The 19,092-nt window shown below is 70.9% G+C and carries 15 protein-coding genes; 4 read left to right on the top strand and 11 right to left on the bottom strand.

Annotated features, from left to right (window positions below; translation table 11 throughout):
- Positions 1-16: 16 nt before the first annotated feature.
- Both AB5J49_RS23035 and AB5J49_RS23030 read right to left on the bottom strand, forming a co-directional pair.
- Complete coding sequence (locus AB5J49_RS23035) at positions 17-517, bottom strand: hypothetical protein (RefSeq protein ID WP_369170507.1); 501 nt, start codon at positions 515-517, stop codon at positions 17-19.
- A gap of 241 nt (positions 518-758) precedes the next feature.
- A complete protein-coding gene (locus tag AB5J49_RS23030) occupies positions 759-998 on the bottom strand; it encodes a hypothetical protein (protein WP_369170506.1) in 240 nt (79 codons plus the stop codon).
- A 174-nt stretch (positions 999-1,172) separates the two neighbouring features.
- Here AB5J49_RS23030 and AB5J49_RS23025 point away from each other — a divergent pair, with 174 nt between their 5' ends.
- On the top strand, positions 1,173-1,925 hold the full coding sequence (locus AB5J49_RS23025; protein ID WP_369170505.1) for a DUF6879 family protein: 753 nt from the start codon (positions 1,173-1,175) through the stop codon (positions 1,923-1,925).
- Positions 1,926-1,937: 12 nt separating this feature from the next.
- Positions 1,938-2,789, top strand: coding sequence for a helix-turn-helix domain-containing protein (locus tag AB5J49_RS23020; RefSeq protein WP_369170504.1), 852 nt, complete (start codon positions 1,938-1,940; stop codon positions 2,787-2,789).
- Between the two features lie 12 nt (positions 2,790-2,801).
- On the opposite strand, the gene AB5J49_RS23015 is transcribed toward AB5J49_RS23020, so the two are convergent.
- Positions 2,802-3,059: a GntR family transcriptional regulator gene (locus AB5J49_RS23015; RefSeq protein WP_369170503.1), complete on the bottom strand. Its 258-nt coding sequence runs from the start codon at positions 3,057-3,059 to the stop codon at positions 2,802-2,804.
- A gap of 155 nt (positions 3,060-3,214) precedes the next feature.
- Here AB5J49_RS23015 and AB5J49_RS23010 point away from each other — a divergent pair, with 155 nt between their 5' ends.
- Both AB5J49_RS23010 and AB5J49_RS23005 read left to right on the top strand, forming a co-directional pair.
- Complete coding sequence (locus AB5J49_RS23010) at positions 3,215-3,523, top strand: hypothetical protein (RefSeq protein ID WP_369170502.1); 309 nt, start codon at positions 3,215-3,217, stop codon at positions 3,521-3,523.
- Positions 3,523-3,804, top strand: a complete 282-nt coding sequence (locus AB5J49_RS23005) for a hypothetical protein (RefSeq protein ID WP_369170501.1) — start codon at positions 3,523-3,525, stop codon at positions 3,802-3,804. The genes AB5J49_RS23010 and AB5J49_RS23005 overlap by 1 nt, the downstream gene beginning before the upstream one ends.
- 227 nt (positions 3,805-4,031) lie before the next feature.
- Here the strand turns inward: AB5J49_RS23005 and AB5J49_RS23000 are convergent, their stop codons facing one another.
- From AB5J49_RS23000 to AB5J49_RS22965, 8 genes are all read right to left on the bottom strand, one after another.
- The gene (locus AB5J49_RS23000) at positions 4,032-4,484 is read right to left on the bottom strand and encodes a hypothetical protein (RefSeq protein ID WP_369170500.1); all 453 of its coding nucleotides are present in this window, start codon (positions 4,482-4,484) and stop codon (positions 4,032-4,034) included.
- Between the two features lie 45 nt (positions 4,485-4,529).
- A complete protein-coding gene (locus AB5J49_RS22995) occupies positions 4,530-4,679 on the bottom strand; it encodes a hypothetical protein (RefSeq protein ID WP_369170499.1) in 150 nt (49 codons plus the stop codon).
- 10 nt (positions 4,680-4,689) lie between these two features.
- Positions 4,690-5,280 (bottom strand): hypothetical protein, encoded by a 591-nt coding sequence (locus AB5J49_RS22990; protein WP_369170498.1) that lies wholly within the window; start codon positions 5,278-5,280, stop codon positions 4,690-4,692.
- Between the two features lie 516 nt (positions 5,281-5,796).
- The gene (locus AB5J49_RS22985; protein WP_369170497.1) at positions 5,797-7,833 is read right to left on the bottom strand and encodes a hypothetical protein; all 2,037 of its coding nucleotides are present in this window, start codon (positions 7,831-7,833) and stop codon (positions 5,797-5,799) included.
- Complete coding sequence (locus AB5J49_RS22980) at positions 7,830-10,013, bottom strand: hypothetical protein (RefSeq protein WP_369170496.1); 2,184 nt, start codon at positions 10,011-10,013, stop codon at positions 7,830-7,832. Before AB5J49_RS22980 ends, AB5J49_RS22985 begins: the two co-directional genes overlap by 4 nt.
- Positions 10,010-12,844 carry a hypothetical protein gene (locus tag AB5J49_RS22975; protein ID WP_369170495.1) on the bottom strand — a complete coding sequence of 945 codons (2,835 nt, stop codon included), beginning with the start codon at positions 12,842-12,844 and terminating at the stop codon, positions 10,010-10,012. Before AB5J49_RS22975 ends, AB5J49_RS22980 begins: the two co-directional genes overlap by 4 nt.
- Positions 12,841-16,500, bottom strand: a complete 3,660-nt coding sequence (locus AB5J49_RS22970; RefSeq protein WP_369170494.1) for a tubulin-like doman-containing protein — start codon at positions 16,498-16,500, stop codon at positions 12,841-12,843. Before AB5J49_RS22970 ends, AB5J49_RS22975 begins: the two co-directional genes overlap by 4 nt.
- Before the next feature lie 169 nt (positions 16,501-16,669).
- Positions 16,670-18,922: a VWA domain-containing protein gene (locus tag AB5J49_RS22965; RefSeq protein WP_369170493.1), complete on the bottom strand. Its 2,253-nt coding sequence runs from the start codon at positions 18,920-18,922 to the stop codon at positions 16,670-16,672.
- Positions 18,923-19,092: the final 170 nt, after the last annotated feature.

Here is a 19,092-nt window from a genome sequence, read left to right as displayed (position 1 = left end):
CCCAGCGTAGGTCGGTTCAGTGGCTGTCGGGGACCTTGTTGTCGCACGGCGAGCAGTCCGTGCCGTCGATGGCCCACAGTTCCTCGTCGATGGCGAAGCCGATGGACTTGAGGAAGTCCGCGGTGCGCAGGCACAGGCCGTCGCGGCGGCGCTCGACGAACGGCGCGTGGTGCTTGTAGCGGCCCTCGTTGTAGGCGTCGCAGAGAGCCCACCAGACTGGGGTGTCGAGGATGAGCTGGTGCACGCCGATGTCGACGAGCTTGCCGACGCCCAGGTGAACTTCGGGGTGCTCCATGCAGCCGATGGTGTACATGACGGCATTGCCGAGGATGCGATCGGCCATGTAGCGGACCATGGTGTGGTCGCGCAGCAGCAGGGCGACCTCGCGGTCCCACAGGCTCATGCCGCTGTCGAGGACGTTGACGGTCAGGTGCCTGATGTGCGGCTGGACGGCGTTGAGGAGTTCCTTCGGATCCCGGGTGCGGGTGTTGGAAGGGCTGTCGAGCAGGACGGTCATGGACGTTCCCTTTCTGGGAGGTGTCGTGCCGTGCTGGGGGGCTTCGGGGCGGGGGCGGGCTGTCGGCGGTTGTCAGCGTGGTGGGGGCAGCCGCAACGGCGGACGAGCCAGATGCCGATGGCGTGGGGCAGCGGAACGTCCTCGGTCTGGCAACACTGACGGTGCAGGCGCTCGTAGCCAGGCTGAACGGCGAGCGCGCACTCGGCCGACAGGGGGAGTGTCTCGGTGTCGGGCGCCGTCATCAGAGCAGTCCCGCCCGGTTCAGCTCAGTCACCCGTGCACGCAGCACTTCGGTGTCCGTGGCGGGTCGGACGACGCTGGGGTCCGCGTCCCACTCGCGTCCGCCGCCGGGTGGTCGGAGCTGGAGGTAGGGGCCCTCGTTCCCCATGACGTAGCCGATCTTGTGCGTCTTCGTGTCGACGACCAGGGCGCCGTCCTCTGCCGCGTCCGGGTCGCTGTCTCGCAGTTCCGTCGTAGCCATGAACAGGACGCTAAGCGCGGTGAGTTGGTAGGCACTATGCTCCTTTCTCGGATTTGCGCAATGGGCTACTCAGATTGCTGGTGATTTCTTCTGAGCCCTGCCTCACCCCGTAGCGCCGGGCTGAGCCCCTGTCCATGCTGATTGGATCAACGCCCCTGGAAAGGAACAGCGTTCATGGCGCGTCAGCTACTCTTCACCGGCACGGACAGCAAGGTCGACGGCTGTCCTGCACTACACACGGACGTCAGCACCGGCGAGATCGTCGTTCAGGGCACGCCGGTCACCGACCCCGAGGACATCGCACAGCTCCGGCACTTCGGGCAGGGAGAGGCCGCGGTGGTCGTGCCACGGGAACTACTCGTGAACTGGGGACCGAAGGAGATGGAGCGGGTGCCGGAACTGGTCGACCGAGACACCTTCCTGCGCCTCTTCGAAACCTTCGAGCACACCGCCTGGCGCTTGGAGACGCGGCGCGGTTACGCGTCAGACCGCCAGGACCCCGATTACCAGGCTTTCCTGGCCACCGGATCGTCGACCTGGGATCCCAGCGAGCCCTGGTTCACGAACATCCGCCGCCAGACCGATGCAGGCAAGACCATCGGCCGCGTCCGCATCGCCGACAAGCCGACCACCACGGAACAGCTGTTCCTGCTCGATTACTCCAGGCACAACGCCTCCGTCGGAGAGGACATCCGCTACCTCTGGCGAGAGGAGGCGGACCGAGCCGGTCTGCCCGCCGAGGACTTCTGGCTCTTCGACTCGCGTCTGGTCGCCCTGCTGCGCTTCGACGACGGCGACAACCTGCTGAACGTCGAGCTGATCACGGAGCCTGCGGCGGTAGTGCGGTACTCCATGGTGCGCGACGCGGCCATGCACCATGCCGTGGCGTACGACAGGTTCGCCGCGCAGGTAGCCGCGACCGAGTAGCGCGTGTGACCGGTGAGCACTGACTACCAGCAGGCACGGGAGACATTGGGGGCGCGGCTCCGCGAACTCCGCTTTTCGTGCCCTGGCGGCCGGCTCACCGGTCAGCAACTCGCACAGCGGCTCGGCTGGCAGGGCTCCAAGGTCAGCAAGCTGGAGAACGGCAGGCAGACGGCCACCCCCGAGGATCTCCGGGCATGGGCGGACGCGACTGAGCAGCCTGGTGTCTATCCCGAACTCGCCACGCGCCTCGCTGGATTCGAGTCCCATATCAGATCGTGGCGCCGGGCCCTGGCGAATGGCTTCAAGCCCCTTCACGAGAGCCTCAGCAAGGAGATCGAAAGCTCCTCGGAGATATGGGTATGGGAAGAGGCAGTGGTCGTCGGCCTGATGCAGACACCGGAGTACGCACGCCATGTCATCGGGCGCTATGCGGAGTTGCTCGGCTCGGCCGGCGACATCGAGGACGCCGTACGGGCCCGGGTGCAGCGCCAGGAGTGGCTGTACCGGTCCGGCCGCAAACTCCACGTGCTCATGTGGGAGGCCGCGCTGCGTTCACTGATCTGTCCGCCCTCTGTACTCGCCGCCCAGCTTGACCGGCTCACCGGCATGATCGGTATGGACACGGTCGAACTTGGCATCATCCCGTTCACCTCCCCGGTGAAGATCGTCCCCGCCAACGGCTTCTGGGTTCTCGATGACCGCCTCGTCGTCGCGGAAGACTGGCACGCGGAGCTGTGGCTGGACGACGCCGACAATGTCGCCCTGTACAGGAAGGTATGGACAACGCTCCGGGAGTCCGCGGTGTACGGGGCCGATGCCCATAACGTGATCAACGCTGCGCGGCGAGCACTGAACCAACGCTGACTCTCCGGTCGTCTACACGTCCTCTGCGGCGGCGGACTTCTCAGGTCGCTCGGCGACGAACGAGCCAAGGCCGGGTTCGGTGTAGATGAGTCCTTCTTCTCGCAGACCCTTGTGGACCTTCTGCGCAGTCACGGCAGCGATGCCGAACTCCGCCGTGATCTCGACGACGGACGGGATGCGCGTACGCGGCGGGTAGGTGCCGTCCTTGATGCGGCGGCGGATCACCTCAGCCACCTGGCGCCAACGGGGGATGTCGGGAGCGAATTCCATCACCACACCACCATGCGCAGACGGTGGCACCCAGCGCGATTCACAGTTAACCGCTCATACCGCAGTAGACCATAGTAGGGTTCTCCTCCAAGAAGCCCCGGCGACGGTTGCAGCCGCCCCGGGGCACGGCCACCAGCCAACTCGGAGCTGATGACATGACCGACTTTATCCACCGCCTGGCCGCCTGGGTGGCGCTGCTACTCAGGCCACGCGGCGCACATCGTCGCCCCGCACGACCGCCCTACCCCGCACTCGTCACCCCACCGCGGCCTCGCGTCGCGCCCCTCCCGGCCCACCGCAGCCCCTACGGCCTGGACACTCCGCTCGACGCCACCGCAACCCGCTCCGTGCGCCCGTACCTCACCGCCCACGAGCAACGTCAACGGCGCCGCGAGCTCGCCCTCGCCGTACTCGGGCAGGACATGCCCGGCCCGTACTGGATCCATGGGCTGGAGGTCGCCTGATGGCAGCGGAATCGCCGCGCCTGCTGCCCTGGTCCGGTTCCGGAGGCAGGGCGTGTTACCTCATCAGCGATGACCACGGCGGACCGGTGTCCCGTCTGGCCGACGCCACCGAGTCCATTCAACTCGGCATGGGCGGCGAACTCCTCGCCCACGCCCACGACATGCTCCCGGACGCCCCGCCCGGCGAACTCCGCTTCCTCGCCGAGCGCCTGACCGAGGCCCTCCATGACGCCCTCCGGATCGCCGAAAGCCGCGGTCGGCGCTTGGGCCGTCTGAACTAGCAGGCGCCAACGCAACGCGAGAGCCCCGGTGATCACCGGGGCTCTCGACACCTGTGCACTCAGGAGGATCCGAACCTGCAACCTTCTGATCCGTAGGATCGCGCAGCTTGTCAGGCGAGGGCTCCGCCTTCTTCCGGGCTGGTCGCTGACGCTCGTGATCGTCGGTTCCCGTGTGCCGTCGTTGCCGTCAGCGTTGCCGTCATTCGGAGCAGTACCGCCTTCGGTCATCACATGGCGTGAGTGCCAGACAGGATGGCCATGGACCAGTGCACATCGGTGCCGTTGACCTTTACGGACAGGTGTTTCTGCTCGCTGGGCGCGGTGTAGACGCGTCCGATGGTGACCGGGTCACCGCATGTGATCTTGGAAGGGTCTGAATCCTTGGGCCCGTACTGAATTGTCATGGCGCCCTTACCCGTACAGAGGGCGTGGATGGTGTAGACCTTTTCCGTCGGCGTGAAGACCGGCAACGTGCGGCTGTCCGTGCCATTGGTCACCGGGACCAGGAAATCAGGCTTCTCTGGAAGGGCCAGGGGGTCTCGGGGGGTCTTGCTGGGGTTCGCCGCTGTAGTGCTCGACGGCGAAGAGGCCGGGGCCTGCGAGCTGACGTCGCCATTGTTAGCGGCGCACGCCGAGATCAGAGAGGCCAGCAGGACCGGCGCGGCAACATGTCGGCGCATGCGATGACTCCTTGAGGTAAGTGGGACGCGCCCTGGTGCCAACGGTCACGACGAGGCGCTCAAATCGCAGCGTGCGGGCCAGCTGTAGATGCGCCAACCTTCGCGATACGGAGCCCATACGCTCATGTATTGCTTGTCGCTGATCTTGCAGTTGCTGTACTGCGTCGCGACGTAGCCATACACGTTCTCCTTCATGATGCCGTAGTCACCCTTGACCGTTGAGCGGGCCTTCACCTTGCCTGCCGGTCTCGATGCCGAGCTCAGATGTCCAACTCTTACTGACGCTGCCGTTGACGTCGACCTCCAACTTGCCGAGCCACAACACCTTGACCGAGCCACTGATGTTGATCGACGCACCCATGGTCGTCGTGCCCGACTTCTTGGACGCGAACTTGAAGTCGACCGCATAAGACAGGTCGTTCTTCACGAAGGTCTTGTACTTGACGGACATCGTGTTCTTGGTGTTGTTGGTGACGCGCACGAACTGTTGCCTGTCGCAGATCGGCCCGTCGGGGAACAGCTCGTCGCCGGGCTTGCCCGGAAATTCGGGGTCGGTGATCTCGGTGGCCTCGTCGGTCTCGCCCGGAATCGGGGCGTCTTCCTCAAGCGCTCCGCTGCTGTCCGATCCGGTCACCGCGCCTTCACTCGGGTTGTCGGTCACGCTTCCCGGCTCGACAGGCGCATCGTCTGCGACCATGGGCGGCGCCACACGGCTGGTCCCAGCCGTGGGCTCATCAGCGGCGAAGGCCGGCACGGATGTCGCCAACATAAGCAGCCCGGTGACGCCGACGAGCACGCTGGATCTTCTCTGCATGAATCCCCCTCACTTCCGCCAGCTATGCGAAGGAGGGCTGGCGTTCGAGGCGAAGTGCATCATGGCCATGATCGAAGATCACGAGAATTGAGCGATATCTGAGCGAAGATCTGCTGCACCATCAAAATGGGCATGAAAAGGAAATGACATAGATGATGGCGGAGGTGTGCAGGTTCCACTACGGCGAAAACGTCCACACTGCGGACAGTCGGTCGACTGCGCGGCGATGCCGGCCGGACGTCGCTACTGGGCATTTGGTCCGGTGACCGATATTTGGTGCAGGGTCCCGTTCCGCGCCAGTTCAGGGCGGCTCCGCCAGTGAGGCTTTGGCGGCCACGAGGTGGGCGCAGGCCCCGAGGCGCCCCCAACTCCCTGGGGCGCCACTCGTGCGCTTCGACCAACAACCAAAGGCCGGACCAACCTAGCCGTACAGATCGAACTCGTCGGAGCCGAGTGAGTCCGGTCGGGCCTTCGTGTGTCCTGCGGGACGCTGTCGCGTCAGAGGAAGAGCATCAGCACCAGCCCCACCAGCACGACGCCCAGAACGAGGAGGATCCCGAGGAAGCAGCTCGGTTTGTTGATCATGTCGGAGAGTCGGGTTGTGATGCCGATCGGGTCCGGCGTGACGTCCGGCGGCTGCGAGGGTGCCATGGGCGCCGGGGCGGTGCGGGGTGACGGGGGAGCCTGGGGCGATGGCGTCGTGGACGGGGGTCTTTCGGCCCGGAGCAGCGCGTTTCCCAGAAGTCGGCTCCACAGGTCCGGCGGCAGATCGGGGACCTGGCCGTTCGGCGGTTCGATGATGCTCTGCCGGAGCCAGTTGCCCGTGGTGGGGTGGGTGTCCCGGCTCAAGCGGTACAGCAGAGACCGCAGTTCGGGCAGATGGCGTTCCTCCCGGACATGTGGGGCGACGGCCCAGCTGAAGAGGTACGCCGCTCGGGAGGCCCGGTCCGCTCCCGACCTGCCTTCCGCACCCGGCCCGTGCGGCGTGAAGTACAGGTCGTTGCGGAGCACCTCCGCGCACAGCTCCTGCTGCAGGTCCAGTGGACGCGCCTGGACGCGGTGGGGTTCTCCCAGCACGTCCAGTACCAACTCGACGGATTCCGGCGGAAGTTCACCCGAGCACAGTTCGTCCAGGAGCAGTTCGTCGGGCTGCCTGCGCAGCTCCGCCAGCAGGACGCTCTGCCCCATGACGTCGCCGCGCCGGTAGGCGCAGAGGTTCCGGCGCAGGGTGTATGCCTCATGGCCGTTCGGGCTGTGGGCGGGCGGCTGGAGGGGTTGCGCCGGTGTGTTCGGGTTCGGCGGGCGGAGCGTGGGGGCGGGGTTCACGTATGGCTCCGGATACGGCTCCGGATACGGCTCCGCGAATGGTTCCGGGGACGAGGCCCGGTACGGCTCCGAGGCGATCACGGCTCGGGTCGGCTCGCCGCCCCGGTCCCAGTGCTGGTTCCCGTGCCAGTGCTGGTCGCCGTCCCATGCCTGGTCCCCGTCCCGTCCCCGATCCTGGGTCCGTTGCAGGTCCCGGTCCCGTTGCAGATCCCGGTCCCGGGCCGGAGCCGGGCCCGGCTCCTCCGCTCGCAGTGCGGGTGTGGGCATCCTCGTGCCGGCCGGGGGTGTGCGGTCCGCGCTGAGGATCTCCTTGAGCCGGGCGCGGCGCCGTTCCCAGTCCAGGGACGCACCGTCGGGGAGTTCCTTGACCAGCTGCGGTAGGCCGGCGGGTGCCTCTCGATGGGACAGGAGGTGCCTCACCAGTTGCAGCGCCGCCTTCTGCTCGAACCGGGGGTTGGCCTCCTTGCGTCCCATGATCCGGGCCAGCGGGCCGGAGCCGCCCGCGTCCGGCTCCCAGCGCGGGACGGACATCAGCTGCAGGGGATGGCTGTCCACCGTGTCGTACGTGGCGAACGTCCATGTCTGCCTCAGCCAGGTCCCGAAGATCAGGAACAGCCCGAGATAAACCACCGGAACCGCGTCCGGCGTCGGCCAGTCGCGCGGTGTCCTCTCCTCCAGCAGCAGCGACACCCGCTGCGTCGGATCGCGCAGCAACTCCGCCGTGGCCAGGATCAGCGCGTGCTCGACCTCCGGCAGCCGCTCCAGCATGTCCGGCAGCCGGCTCCACGCCAGCTCCTCGAGGTCCGCGCGGTCGAACTCGGAGAGCGGCCCGGATGCCTGCTCCGCCTTCTCCTGTTTGCGCCAGCCGCCGCGGTACGCGAGCCCGAGGCACCGATCGACCGTCAGGGTCCCGCGATCCCCGATCAGCACATGACTGACCGTGCTGGGCCGCCCGCCCCGGTCGGTCGTGGGCCAGCGCTGGACCAGCAGGACATCGCCGTCCCGGGACAGCGTGCGTACGACGCTCGGGCGGGCGGCCGCCGCGCCGGAGACCCACAGCAACGGGCCCAGCTCCCGGCCCAGTTCCTCGGCGCGCTCGGCCTCGCAGGAGTAGGCGACGGCGTTCATGCCGGTGCCCTGGCGGCCGTGGTTGCCGTCCCAGCGGAAGACGACCTGGTGCACCGCGCCCCGGTCCTGGAAGTCGTTCACTGAAGTTCCCTTCCCTCGGATCCCTCGGGCTCCTCGGGCCCGTCAGACCTCTCGAAAGACCTCTCGGAAGACCTCTCGAACCGCTCGGGCTCCCCGGCTCCCTCGGCGCCCGCGGCTTGCTCCCACGGCACCGCTTCGAGCGCCGGTGCCTCGCCCACCGCCAACGCCTCGGCGCCGCCCGGCACTTCGATCAGGCCGTGCATGGCCAGCAGCGCCAGCAGCGGTTCCAGCACCCGCCGGGGCCCCGCCCCCGCCGGGTAGCGGCCGTGGTCCTCCTGGCCGCCGGTGGCGGACGCGATGTGCAGGGTGCACCGGCGGATCGCGTCGAAGGGGCGCAGCCACGCCTGGCCCGCGTGCCGGCGCAGCAGCCCGTACAGGTCCCGGCTCTCCTCGCGCATCAGCGCCGGGTCCAGTGAGGTGGCCGGTGACCGGCTCAGCCAACTGTCCACGGGCGGCTGGAACCTGAGGAGGTCGGCCTTGCCGAGCACCATCGCGGCCGGCACGTCCACATACCCGCCGCTCTTCGGCAGCCGGTCCAGGACCGTGCCGAAAGCGAGGTCGCCGTCCCGGTTCACCTCCACGCCCAAGCGGTCCCTGGCATGGTCCAGCTGCGGCAGCGCCAGGGCCAGCGCCGGGTCGACGACGAAGATCAGGGCGTCGACCCCGAGCAGGAACCTGAGCGCCGCGTCGGTCCGTACCAGGTCCTCGCCGCCCAGGTCGAAGAAGGCGACCGGACGCACCTGCCCCCGCACGTCGGTGATCAGCAGGGACTCCACGAAGCGGGCGAAGTCGTCCATGCCCAGTGCCGCCGTGTGGTCCAGGACCTTGCCGTTGCGCAGGGGCTGCACCCGGTCCCGTACGAACCGTGCGTGCTGCTCCGGATTGACGGACTGCCACTTCAGGCCGAACGGCTCCAGACCGCCGTCGGTGATCGCCGCGATCATCTGGGCCAGCAGATGGCTCTTGCCGGTGGAGGACTGCCCGACCATCGCGACGGTCAGCGGGCGGCCGTACGTCAGGTAGGGCACCGGGATGTAGTGCGCGGGGAACTCCGGGTCCGCCGTGCACTTCTGCACGGCACCGCGCATGACGTCCGTGCGCCGCACGGGGTTGTTGATGCCCTTCACGTCCAGCGGCTGGTACTGCATCCGGCTGTCGGTGACGAACAGTTTCGTGAGATCGAGCCGGATGGTCTCCAGGCAGTACGGGCAGAGCACCTCGCTGTCGCTCCGCATCTCGGTGCTGCTCCGCCCGGAAGGTGCCTGCCGTTTGTGCCGCAGCGCCTCCTCGAAGGCCTCGTGGTGCGGGCGCGTCTCGTCGGGGGGCACGGCGAGCCGGACGCGGCGCGCGGCACCCGGCGCCACCAGGTCGAGCACCTGGGCGGGCGTCGGCCGCTCCGCCGCCCTCGGGGCGAAGGCGTCCCGCAAGGTCTGGTCGAGCTTGCGGTGTTCGCCGAGGTCGGCGGGCGGCCGGTCGGCGGGGCCGGTCCGTCCGGTCACCAGCTGGTAGAGGACCTGGGCCGCGCTCCACACCGCGTCCCGCGAGTCGGCGAGTCCCTCGCCCCGGCGCTGTTCGGGCGAGCAGAACGGCGAGCGGCCCCACGGGCGCCGCGGCCGTCCGGCCCGGGTCACCGACTCCAGCCCCCAGAGCTGGACCTTGGCGCCGTCCCAGAACACGGTGGCGGGCGAGACTCCGCGCGGCACCAGGCCCTGGCCCTCCAGCAGGCACAGGGCCAGCATCAGGTCCCGGGTGAAGACCTCCTGGTCGGTCGCGGACATCACATGGATCCGTGCGACGGCCGTACCGCGCGGCGGGTCGTACAGCAGGAACGGCTCGGCGGTGTCCAGCTCGTAGCCGACGATCCTCGGGAAGAGCGTCGCGTACTCCGTGTCGCCCAGCACCTGGTTCAGCCGCAGTGCGGTGCCCGCCTCGGTGTCCAGCAGGGCGCGCGCCGCCGGGTTCGCCGCGTCCTTGGCGCTCAGGCGCACCTGCACGCACTGCTGGCCCTCGTCGTCGAGCACGGCCTTGCGGATCAGCTGGGGCAGCAGTCGGTCGCGGCGGAACTCGCGGCCGACCCGGACGGGGGTAACCCGCCGCCGCCCCGACGGCACGGTGAACGCGAGTTTGTCCGGAGCCGGTCCGCCCGGCCCCGGCAGGGGGGAATGCGTGGTGCTCGTCACCGGCGGTCGCCGTCCCCTCGGTCGTCGCTCTGCGTCCAGTCGCCCGAGCCCAGCCAGTCGTCCGAGTCCGTCCGGTCGTACGAGGCCGGCGCTTCGTACGAGGCCGTCCGCTCGTAGGGGTTCGCCGGCTCACTCCGGTCGTACGGTTCGGTCCGGTCGTACGGTTCCGTTCGCTCGTACGGCTCTGTCCGGTCGTACGCGTCCGTCGTGCCGTACGTCTCCATCCCGTCGTCCCTGGCCCTGCCCCTGTCCCCGTGCATGTCCCCGTCCATGTCCCTGTCCGTCCCGTCCGGCGCGGAGCCGTGCCGGGGCCGGACGGTGTGCACCACGCCCATGCGCAGCGGGGCGAGGCGCACCAGGCCGGCGTACCGGCCCGACGACGTCCACAGGACGTCCTCCGGGTGGACCGAACCGCTCGTCCGCCAGGCCTTCTCGACCTCGTCGCGTACGGCCCTCGGGGCGAACCTGAGCCACACCGCGGCCGCCGGGTCGCGGCTGAGCAGGGTGCCCTGCTCGGGTGTGGACAGCTGCACCACGGCCTGCCGGTCGGCCTCCGCGCCGACCAGTTCGGCCGGTCCCTGCGGGTCCGTGCCGAGCAGGTTCGCCGAGGTGGCGCGGACGCGGCGCGGGGCGGCGAACGGGGGCGGGGCCAGTACTCCGTTGTGCTGGAGGTGATGGCGGGCCGCCGACAGCAGCTCGCGGACCCGTTCCTCGGTGCGCAGGACGGCGCGGGCACCGGCCTGGCCGCGTTCGACGAAACCCCAGTACTGCTTCATCGCCTCCAGGGCCGCGTCCGTCAGGTCGGCGGACAGGGTGGCGACCAGCTCGGGCCCGCCCTCACCGCTCTCCCGCTCCAGCCAGCGCGGCACGACTCCCTTGCCGCGCCGCCCACTTGGGGCGCCGCCGTTCACCTGGCCCGGCTCCTTCGCCTTCTCCTCCTCGGCCGGCTCGTCCTCCCAGGCGTACACGCTCGCCCAGTCGCCGTCGTCGGAGTCGCCGAGGGCGTCGTCCGGCTCCAGGTCCGTGTCGTCGACGAGCCAGTCGTCCTCGACGGACGTCCCGGCGCCGGACGCGCCGAAGCCCGTGGACGCCCCGGCGGTCACGAGGCGCTCCTGCTCGGGCACCGCCTCCGCCTCCGCCGCGGCCGCCGTCGCCCGCAGCATGCCGGCGACGGAACGGGCGGCGTCGGCGCAGTACAGCCGCTCCTCGACGGCCCAGTGCTCCCGGACCGCCTCGCCCAGCAGCGCGTCCAGGCCGTCAAGTGCCCTGCGCAGTACGGCAGTCGCGTGGCCCGGAGCCCAGGCGGCGGCCGCCGCGCGCCAGAGCCGGCGGACCGTCTCCTCCGCGACGCCGAGAGCGACCAGCAGTCCGATGGTGCCCACCCAGACCGGCGAATCGGTCGCGTACCCCGCCGCCGCCCCGACCACCGTGCCGACGACCGCCGCGACCGTGGGGGCCACGCCCCAGCGGCCCGGGCGTCCCGCACCCTTCAGCCGGGCCGACCCGAGCATCGCCATCCCGACGAACAGCAGCGGCACGACGACCGCCAGCGCGAGGAAGGGGCCCGACCACAGCGCACCGAGCAGCCCCGCCCCGGCCGCCGCCAGGGGGCCGGCCACCGGGACGCCGGGGACCTCGGCACCGGCCGTGCCCGCCGCGCCGGTCTGCCGGGCCACGGCCTCGGCGGAGTGGGGGGCGAGCTTCGGCAGCAGCGCCGAGCCGGGCACCGGCTCCACCCGCCCGGCCAGACCGGTGAAGCGCTGGGCCACCGACCGCAGGGCGAGCTGCTGGCCCAGCAGTTTGTGGGCGAACTCCTTCAGCCCCTCGCCGATCCGCTCGCCCATGCCCTCGGCCGAGGGCACCCGCAGCCCGAGGGCCGCGAGCCGGGTCGCCGACTCGGCGGCCGACGGAGCACTGCCGCCGCCGCTGCGCAAGGCCGTGGTGACGAGGTCCCGGTAGTTGTCGAGGGCTTGGCGCGCCTGGTCGACGTCCGTCTCGAACGCCTCCCGGCGGGAGGCCCGCAGCAGGCCGGGCAGGGTCCGCAGCCCGGCCAGCGCTTCGTCGGCGTAGTCGAGGGCGTCCGCACAGGCACGGTAGGCGTCGTCGGCCACGCCGCCGGGTTCCCGGTGCCCCTGGTCCCGGCCGCTGCGGCCCGCGACCAGGCCGCGCAGCGGCTCCGGCAGATCGGGTCCGGACGAGGCGGCCAGCAGCACGTCCGGGGCGAGGTCGGTGTCCGCCCCGGCGAACCGGGTGAGCGCGTCGCGCCAGGCCCGGTCGCGTACCTCCGGCGGCAGGTCCTGCTCCAGCAGCCGTACGCCGGGCGCGGCGACGGCCTCGGGCAGCGACTGGATGCGGTCCAGCACCTCGAGGTAGACGTCCGGGACCGACAGCACGTCCACCAGGACCGCCAGCGCGTCCGGGTCGTCGGGCGCGGGCTGCTCCAGCGCGGTGCGGGCGGAGCGCAGATCGCCGGCCCACAGCAGCGCGGTGCCCGAGGCCCGCAGCACCGAGGGCCGCAGCAGCCGGCGGTCGGGCTGGAAGCCGCCCTCCACACCGGCGAACGCGCCGGGCGCGCTGCCGATCAGCAGCACCAGCAGCCTGACCTCGCTCACCGCCCGGTAGCCGGTGAGGAGCTCGTACTGCAGTTGGTGGTCCGTGAGCCCCGCCGGGGTGTCGACCACCAGGAACAGCGGTTCGTCCGGCTCCGGCAGCCCGGCCCGGCCCAACTCCTGGGCGACCCTGGTCCGCAGGGCCGACGGGCTGTTCAACGCCGCCGCCCCGGCCCTCAGGTCCAGATGAACGACGGTACGGAAGTCCTGGGACAGGCTCACTGCGCGTCACCGTCCCAGGAGGCGCGACGGCCGGTGTCGCCGGGCTCGTCGACGTCCCACGACGGCCGCGGCGGGTCGCCGCCGTCCCGGCCGGAGAACCGGCTTCCGCCGCCGTACTCCTCGTCGCGGCCTTCCGCGTCCCGACGGCTGCCCGGGTCCCGACGGCTGTCCTCGTCCCTTCGGGGGTCCCCGCCCCTACGGCTGTCGCCGGCGAACTCGTCGTAGCCGTCACGGCGGCGGTCGCCGTCCGGGGCGGGCCTGTCGTAGTCGTCGTAGGCGTCACGGCTGTCGGTCCGGGCGCCGGTGTCGCTGTCGTGGCGGCTGCCCCAGCCGTCGCGGCTGTCCCGGCCCTCTTCGCCGCGGTCGCCGCGTTCGCCGCCGTACGGCTTGTCGTGGTCGTCGTAACGGCCCCTGCCGGGCGGGGTGACCGGCGCGGTCCCCCAGTCGTCGTCGTCCGCCACGGGGCGCCGGGGTTCGCCCAGGTTCTCGCGGGTGCGGGGGCGGGCCGGGCTGCCGCCGCGGACGTGTTCCAGCAGGTCGCGCAGCGTCGGCTGGACCGCGCGCTGGTCGCCGAACTGGGTGTCCAGCGCGGCGGGGAGGGTCTCCGCCCAGAACTCCCACAGCGGGCGCACCCAGCCCTCGACCCGCTCGCCGCCCCGCTCCCGGCGCTCCGTCAGCAGCTCCAGCTGGCGCGGGGCGACCTTCTCGACCAGGTCGACGAAGAGCGGATGCGGTTCGCTGCCGGTCCGGGCCAGGCCCAGCGGCTGAGCCCGCATCAGCTCACGGCAGTAGTCCTCGACGATCCGCTCGTCGTCGAGCACCGTCCAGCGTTCGTACGACCGCAGCAGCTCGGCCCAGCTGGAGACGCCCCCGGGGTAGTCCCCCAGCCGCAGCCGCACGCCGGGGATGTCCGTGCCCTTCTCGGGGGACAGCCGCAGCCGGACCCGGTCCGGCGACGCGGGGTCGCCGTCCACCACGTCCACCTGGCCGTTCCACATGCAGCACAGCAGGCGGTGCAGGATGACGCGCCGGTCCTCCTCGCTGCTCACCATCCAGCTGTCCCGGTAGCCGAGCCGCTGCCGCCACCGCAGTACGTCCTGGGCCTGCTCGGAGTCCTTCGCGCGGGCCCACTGGCGCAGCACCTTGCGGGCCTCGGGCACCTGGGTGAGGCTCATCTCGCTGCGGAAGAGGACCACGGTGACCGAGTCGCTCTCCACCCCCCGGTACTCCACGGAGTTCTTCGCGTCCGAGGGCAGCCGCAGCGTCTTGCCGAGGAACTCCTGCACCTCCTCCACGGCCTGCACCCGCGGATAGGTCACCAGGACCCGCAGCAGCCCGGTGCCCTCCGGGGTGAACCCGACCGGCAGCAGCCCGGTCAGCTTCCGGGTGAACAGGTCGAGCGCCTCCTTGCTGACCTGGTCCTTGGCGTCTGTGTCCCCCGCCGCCGCGGCCAGCAGGGTGCCCATGGACGGCAGCAGCGGCCGCTGCTCCAGATGTGCCCCGCTCTCGGCGAACAGCCGGGTGATCCGGGCCTCCAGCTGCCCCTTGACCCGGGCCACCGCGCCCTCCGGGTCACGCCGGCTGAGCCCGTGGACCTGGCGCCAGGTGTCGCCGTCGACCAGCTTGAGCAGCAGCGCGGCCTCGTCGTCGTTCTCCCGCAGCCCCTCCCGGTGGATCAGCCGGCCCACGACGTCCTCGTAGAAGTGGTTGAGGCTGCGCTGCGGCGGCAGCAGATACGAGATGCCGGTGCGGTCCTCGTACAGTTCGTGGGCCTTCTGCTGGGCGGACTTGCGCTCTTGGTCGCTGTGCCGACGGAAGGCGTTCACCAGGCGCCCGAGGTCGGTGCCGGCCGCGTCGGCCTGCGGCTGCCAGTGCTGTTGCTGGTCGCGCCAGGCCTCGTGCCACACCATCCGGCAGCGCCACTGGTACCAGGCGTCCTGTTCCTCGATGGCCGCCTGCACGTCGTCGTCGCCCCAGCGGGCCGGTGCCAGGCCGCCCAACTGGCCCTTGATCCGGGGGATCTTGGGCGGCTGCTCGGTCACCCCGGGCGGACGCTGCGGATTGCGGGCCCGGCTTTCCAGCATGCCGAGGAAGCCGAGCCGGGCGATCTGTTCCTCACTGTCCGGGACACCCCTGACGACGCGTTCGGCGAGGAAGGGGTCGACGGTCTGGAGCAGCTTGTCGATGGCGGGGCGCGGCGCGAACCGGTCGGCCATCACGGTGGCCGCGCGGTCCGCCTCGGCCCGCAGGTCGGACAGCAGCCGCTGCATGTCCGCGATGCGCTCGCCCAGCGCCTGCTCGATGTTGCGGCCGCCGCGCGGCAGCGGATCGGGCTCGGGCACCGCCAACTGCCTGCGTTCCCACAGCTCTTCGAGGTGGGAGTCGGCGAACAGCTGCCGGATCATCGGCACCGCCTGCTCCCGCAGCACCGCACGCGGCAGCTCCACGAGGTCCGTGACCGCCAGCCGCAGCAGCCGCCCGGCGACCAGGTCGGCCAGCTGGTCCATCGGCGCGGTCATGGAGGCGACCAGGCTGGTGGAGACGCCCTGCCGGCCGATGCCGGTGGGGGACACCGCGCTGCGTTGCACGCCCCGGTTGATGAAGCTCGCGGCGAAGGTCTGGAAGTCGTCGTCGGCCGCCATCTTCCGGCCCCGGGCGCGGCCGTCGCCCAGCTCGGTGCCGATCAGCGACATCACCAGGGAGACGATGGAGCGGCGCAGGTCGTCCGCGCGGATGCCGGCGGTCGGGCTGAACAGGAACGCCGTGGGCAGGATGCCGGTGCGCAGCCGGATCGGCGTCGCGCCCGGGTAGCGGATGCCGAGCCCGAGCTCCTGGTCGAGATCGCCGATCTCGTGGCCCTCCGACGGCGCGTTCTGGGTGTCCACCAGCCGGAACAGGTCGACCAGCGAACGGGCCGCGTTGAGTTCCGCCTCGCGTCCGCCACCGGTGGCGGCGGAGAACGAGGACGGCATGACGACCAGCGGGTAGATCTTCACGCCGTCGAAGCGGCGCAGCTGGAAGGCGTGGTTGATGAGGTGCAGGTAGTCCAGGAAGATCCCGGCGCCGGTGCCGCCGGCCACCGAGAACGCGACGAAGACGTCACAGCCGTTGACCTTGCCGCCGCCGAGTTCGCTGAGCTCGCCCGCCGACTTGGCGATCGCGTCGATCGCCTGGAGCAGCGGCTCGAGGACCGGGGCGAGGCTGTGCCGGAGGGTGGCGAACAGGGCGGCCCGGCCGACGGTCGGCAGCTGGCCCGCGCCGGCGTGCAGCGGGGTGACCTTCGGCTCGTCGACGCGCGGCGGCAGCCAGTCGGCGACCTCGTCGCGCAGCACCGCCCGGAGCATCTTGGTCACTTCCGGGGAGGCGTCGAAGTTCGGCAGCAGGTCGTGGGTGGCCCGGGAGGTGCGGGCGTACGCGGCCCGCAGGGACGGGTCCACGTTGAACTGCGGCAGCCGCTGCAGATCGCTCTCGCTGTAGTCGGCGTACACGAACTGCAGGCAGTCGGGCAGCTGGAAGGGGGCGTGGCCGCTCTGCCGGCTGAGCGCCATGCCGTCCGGACCGCACAGGTCGGCGCGCAGTCTGCGCTCCAGCTCGGCGCCGACCAGACCTCCGGTGCCGCCCAGGCCGACGAAGAGCATCGGCTGGAAGATCTTCATGGTTTCCTCCCCGCTTCACGGCCGACGCGGCCGCCGGTTCGTGCTCGGTACGTCTGTGGCGCCGCGCGGCGGGACGGCCGTGCGGCGATGCGATGTGGTGCTCGTGCGGTGGTGCTCGTGCGGTGTGCGGGGGCGGGCCGGGTGGTGACGTGTCCGGCCCGCCCGCGCCTCACGCGAACTCGTCGTAGGGGCCGCTCTGGCTCGGCGGCTTCTGGCCGCCGCGACCGGCGAAGGCGCCCTGCGGCGGGCGGGTCCCCGCGCCGGGGGTCCCGCCGAGGGCGAGGCTCAGCGCCTCGGTCAGCTGGACCTGGCCGCGGACGGGCAACGCCATCCGGCTGCCGCCCCTGCGCACCACCGCTCCGCCCTCGCGGCTGCGCCGGACGGCGTACGGGCCGTGCGAGCGCTTGTCGATACGCGGGCTGCGATGGGCCTCGACGACGGCGAACTCGTACCACTGCTTGTTGTTGCCGTGCCCCGCCTTGTGCTCGTTGAGGACGGTGCCGTCCTCGGAGACCAGCTGCAGGATCAGCCCGAACGGGTCCCGCCGACGCTTGCGCAGCCCCAGCCAGGCGACGACCGCCACCGCGGCGAGCGCGATCGCGACGGCGCCGGACACGAACGCCCACCAGTACTTCTCCCAGATCCCGGGCTCCGGCGTGACCCGCACCGAGACCGGGGCGCGTTCGAGCGTCCGGTCGTCGTCGGTGGTGTCGACGACGGTGAAGGTGCCGGAGAGGTCCAGCCCGTCGCCGAGGCGGTCACCGAAGGCGCCCGCGGGGGAGACCTTGACCATGACCTGCCGGGTGCCCTGCTCACCGGGCTTGAGGGTGATCTCCTTCGGCTCGACGGAGAGCAGCCCGTCCTTCACGTCGGCGACGGACAGCCGCAGGGTGTGCGGGGCGTCGGTGGTGTTGCTGACGTCCAGGGTGCCGGTGACCGTGCCGCCGGGGTGGGTGTCGCCGTCGGGCAGTTCGACCGGTGCCTTGACGGGCAGTTCGCCGGGCGCGATCTCGCCGGTCTCGCTGCGCGTGTCGGCGCTCAGCCCCGAGGCGGTCAGTGTGGCGCTCACCGTCAGCGCCCCGTCGGCGTCGTCGGGGATGGTCACGGTGCCGGTGAAGGAGCCGTCGCTCGCCTCCGGGTCGGACCCCTTGCCGTTGTCCGCGAGTTCGAGCGTGCGCGGGGAGAAGCCGTCCCCGGTCAGCTCGCTGCGCACCCGCAGCCCCTCGTAGTCGCGCGGGTCCTTGATCTCGTAGCCCTCGCGCGTCTGCAGCCGCATGGTCACCGTGACCTTCTCGCCGACCTGCGGCGAGGGCGGGTCCATGGTGATGGCGCCGCGCAGCTCGCCCTGCCACAGCACGCTGACGGCGACGGGCAGCGAGCGGTGGCCCTCGGGGGCCGCGGCCTTCACCTTCCAGATGCCGGGCAGCGGGTCGACGATCTTCAGCGCCTCGACGGTGCCGGAGCCGCCCGCCAGCTCGAACCGGGAGTTCTTGTACTTCCCGGAGGTGGTCGGGACCTCGTCGCCCGCCGGGTCGATGTAGGTGATCTTCACCTCGGGGTCGCCCTTGTCGACGACGATGCTGCCGACGGTGGCCAGCGGCGAGATGCCGATCTCCAGGGTGGCCGGCGGCCGCTTGCTGGGGCCCTCCTCGTGACGCAGGCAGTGGGCGGCGGCGAAGATCTTCTCCAGGGTGGTGCCGACGGCCTTCGCGTCGACCTTGTGGGCCTTGGGAGTCGCTGAGGGCAGTTCGACGCAGCCCTTCTGGTAGCCGCCGGCCGCGATCTGGTCGAGCTGCTTCTTGTCCGGGTCGTCGCCGAAGCCCAGCGGCCAGATCTGGACGTTCTGCGCGGCGGCTTCCTCCAGCGCCAGCTTCAACTGCCGTTCACCCTCGGCCGCGCGGTGCGAGGGGTCGCCGTACTTGAAGCTGTCCTCAACGTCCATCTTCCCGTCGGTCAGCAGGAACAGCACCCGGGGCACCGAGGCGTCGGAGCCGTCGGTCAGGTCGTCCACGCCCTGCCGGATGGCGGTCGGGAGGTCGGTGCCGGTGCCCTCGCTCTTCTTGCGGCTGCGCAGCTTGTCCACGCAGCCTCCGACCTCCTCGCGGCCCGCCGCGTTCAGCGTGGTGCGCGGGCACACCGGGTCCACGACCTGCTGGCCGGCCTTCTCGGCGGCGGCGAAGCCGAACACCGTGACCTGCGAGGACGAGGAGACGTCGCCCAGCGCGATCCGCTTGGCGGCGGCCTTCTCGGCCTTCATGTCCTCGGGCGCGAGGCTGGCCGACTCGTCCACGGCCACCGCGTAGTCGACCGCCGGGAACACCGGTTCCGAGTCCGCCGCAGGCACCGGATCCTGACCGGCCGGTGCCAACAGGGACGCGAACACCGCGGCGCCGCCCAGCACCGAGATCGCGGTGCGGCGCACCCGGGCCCTTCCTGTCTGCCGTCTTCCCGTGACTCTTCCCACGGCCGTCCCCTTGGTCTTTGAGGTTCGTGCTTGAGGTTCTTGATTCGTCAGGTTCTTGATTCGCCCTGCGACGTGTACGGACGCGTCTGCTTCGTGCCTGGTGCGCGCCGATGTCGTGTGCGGTGGTG

Origin of the sequence: Streptomyces sp. R28 (genome assembly GCF_041052385.1) — a bacterium.
In the GTDB taxonomy this organism is placed as follows: Bacteria; Actinomycetota; Actinomycetes; order Streptomycetales; family Streptomycetaceae; genus Streptomyces.
This window is presented reverse-complemented; position numbering and strand designations above follow the sequence as displayed.

Bases quoted from the DNA above. Each gene is read 5' to 3' on its own strand.
- AB5J49_RS23000 (WP_369170500.1), bottom strand. From the start codon at position 4,484: ATGCGCCGACATGTTGCCGCGCCGGTCCTGCTGGCCTCTCTGATCTCG.
- AB5J49_RS22995 (WP_369170499.1), bottom strand. From the start codon at position 4,679: ATGAAGGAGAACGTGTATGGCTACGTCGCGACGCAGTACAGCAACTGC.
- AB5J49_RS23015 (WP_369170503.1), bottom strand. From the start codon at position 3,059: ATGGAATTCGCTCCCGACATCCCCCGTTGGCGCCAGGTGGCTGAGGTG.
- AB5J49_RS23030 (WP_369170506.1), bottom strand. From the start codon at position 998: ATGGCTACGACGGAACTGCGAGACAGCGACCCGGACGCGGCAGAGGAC.
- AB5J49_RS23010 (WP_369170502.1), top strand. From the start codon at position 3,215: ATGACCGACTTTATCCACCGCCTGGCCGCCTGGGTGGCGCTGCTACTC.
- AB5J49_RS23035 (WP_369170507.1), bottom strand. From the start codon at position 517: ATGACCGTCCTGCTCGACAGCCCTTCCAACACCCGCACCCGGGATCCG.
- AB5J49_RS22970 (WP_369170494.1), bottom strand. From the start codon at position 16,500: ATGAAGATCTTCCAGCCGATGCTCTTCGTCGGCCTGGGCGGCACCGGA.
- AB5J49_RS23025 (WP_369170505.1), top strand. From the start codon at position 1,173: ATGGCGCGTCAGCTACTCTTCACCGGCACGGACAGCAAGGTCGACGGC.
- AB5J49_RS23005 (WP_369170501.1), top strand. From the start codon at position 3,523: ATGGCAGCGGAATCGCCGCGCCTGCTGCCCTGGTCCGGTTCCGGAGGC.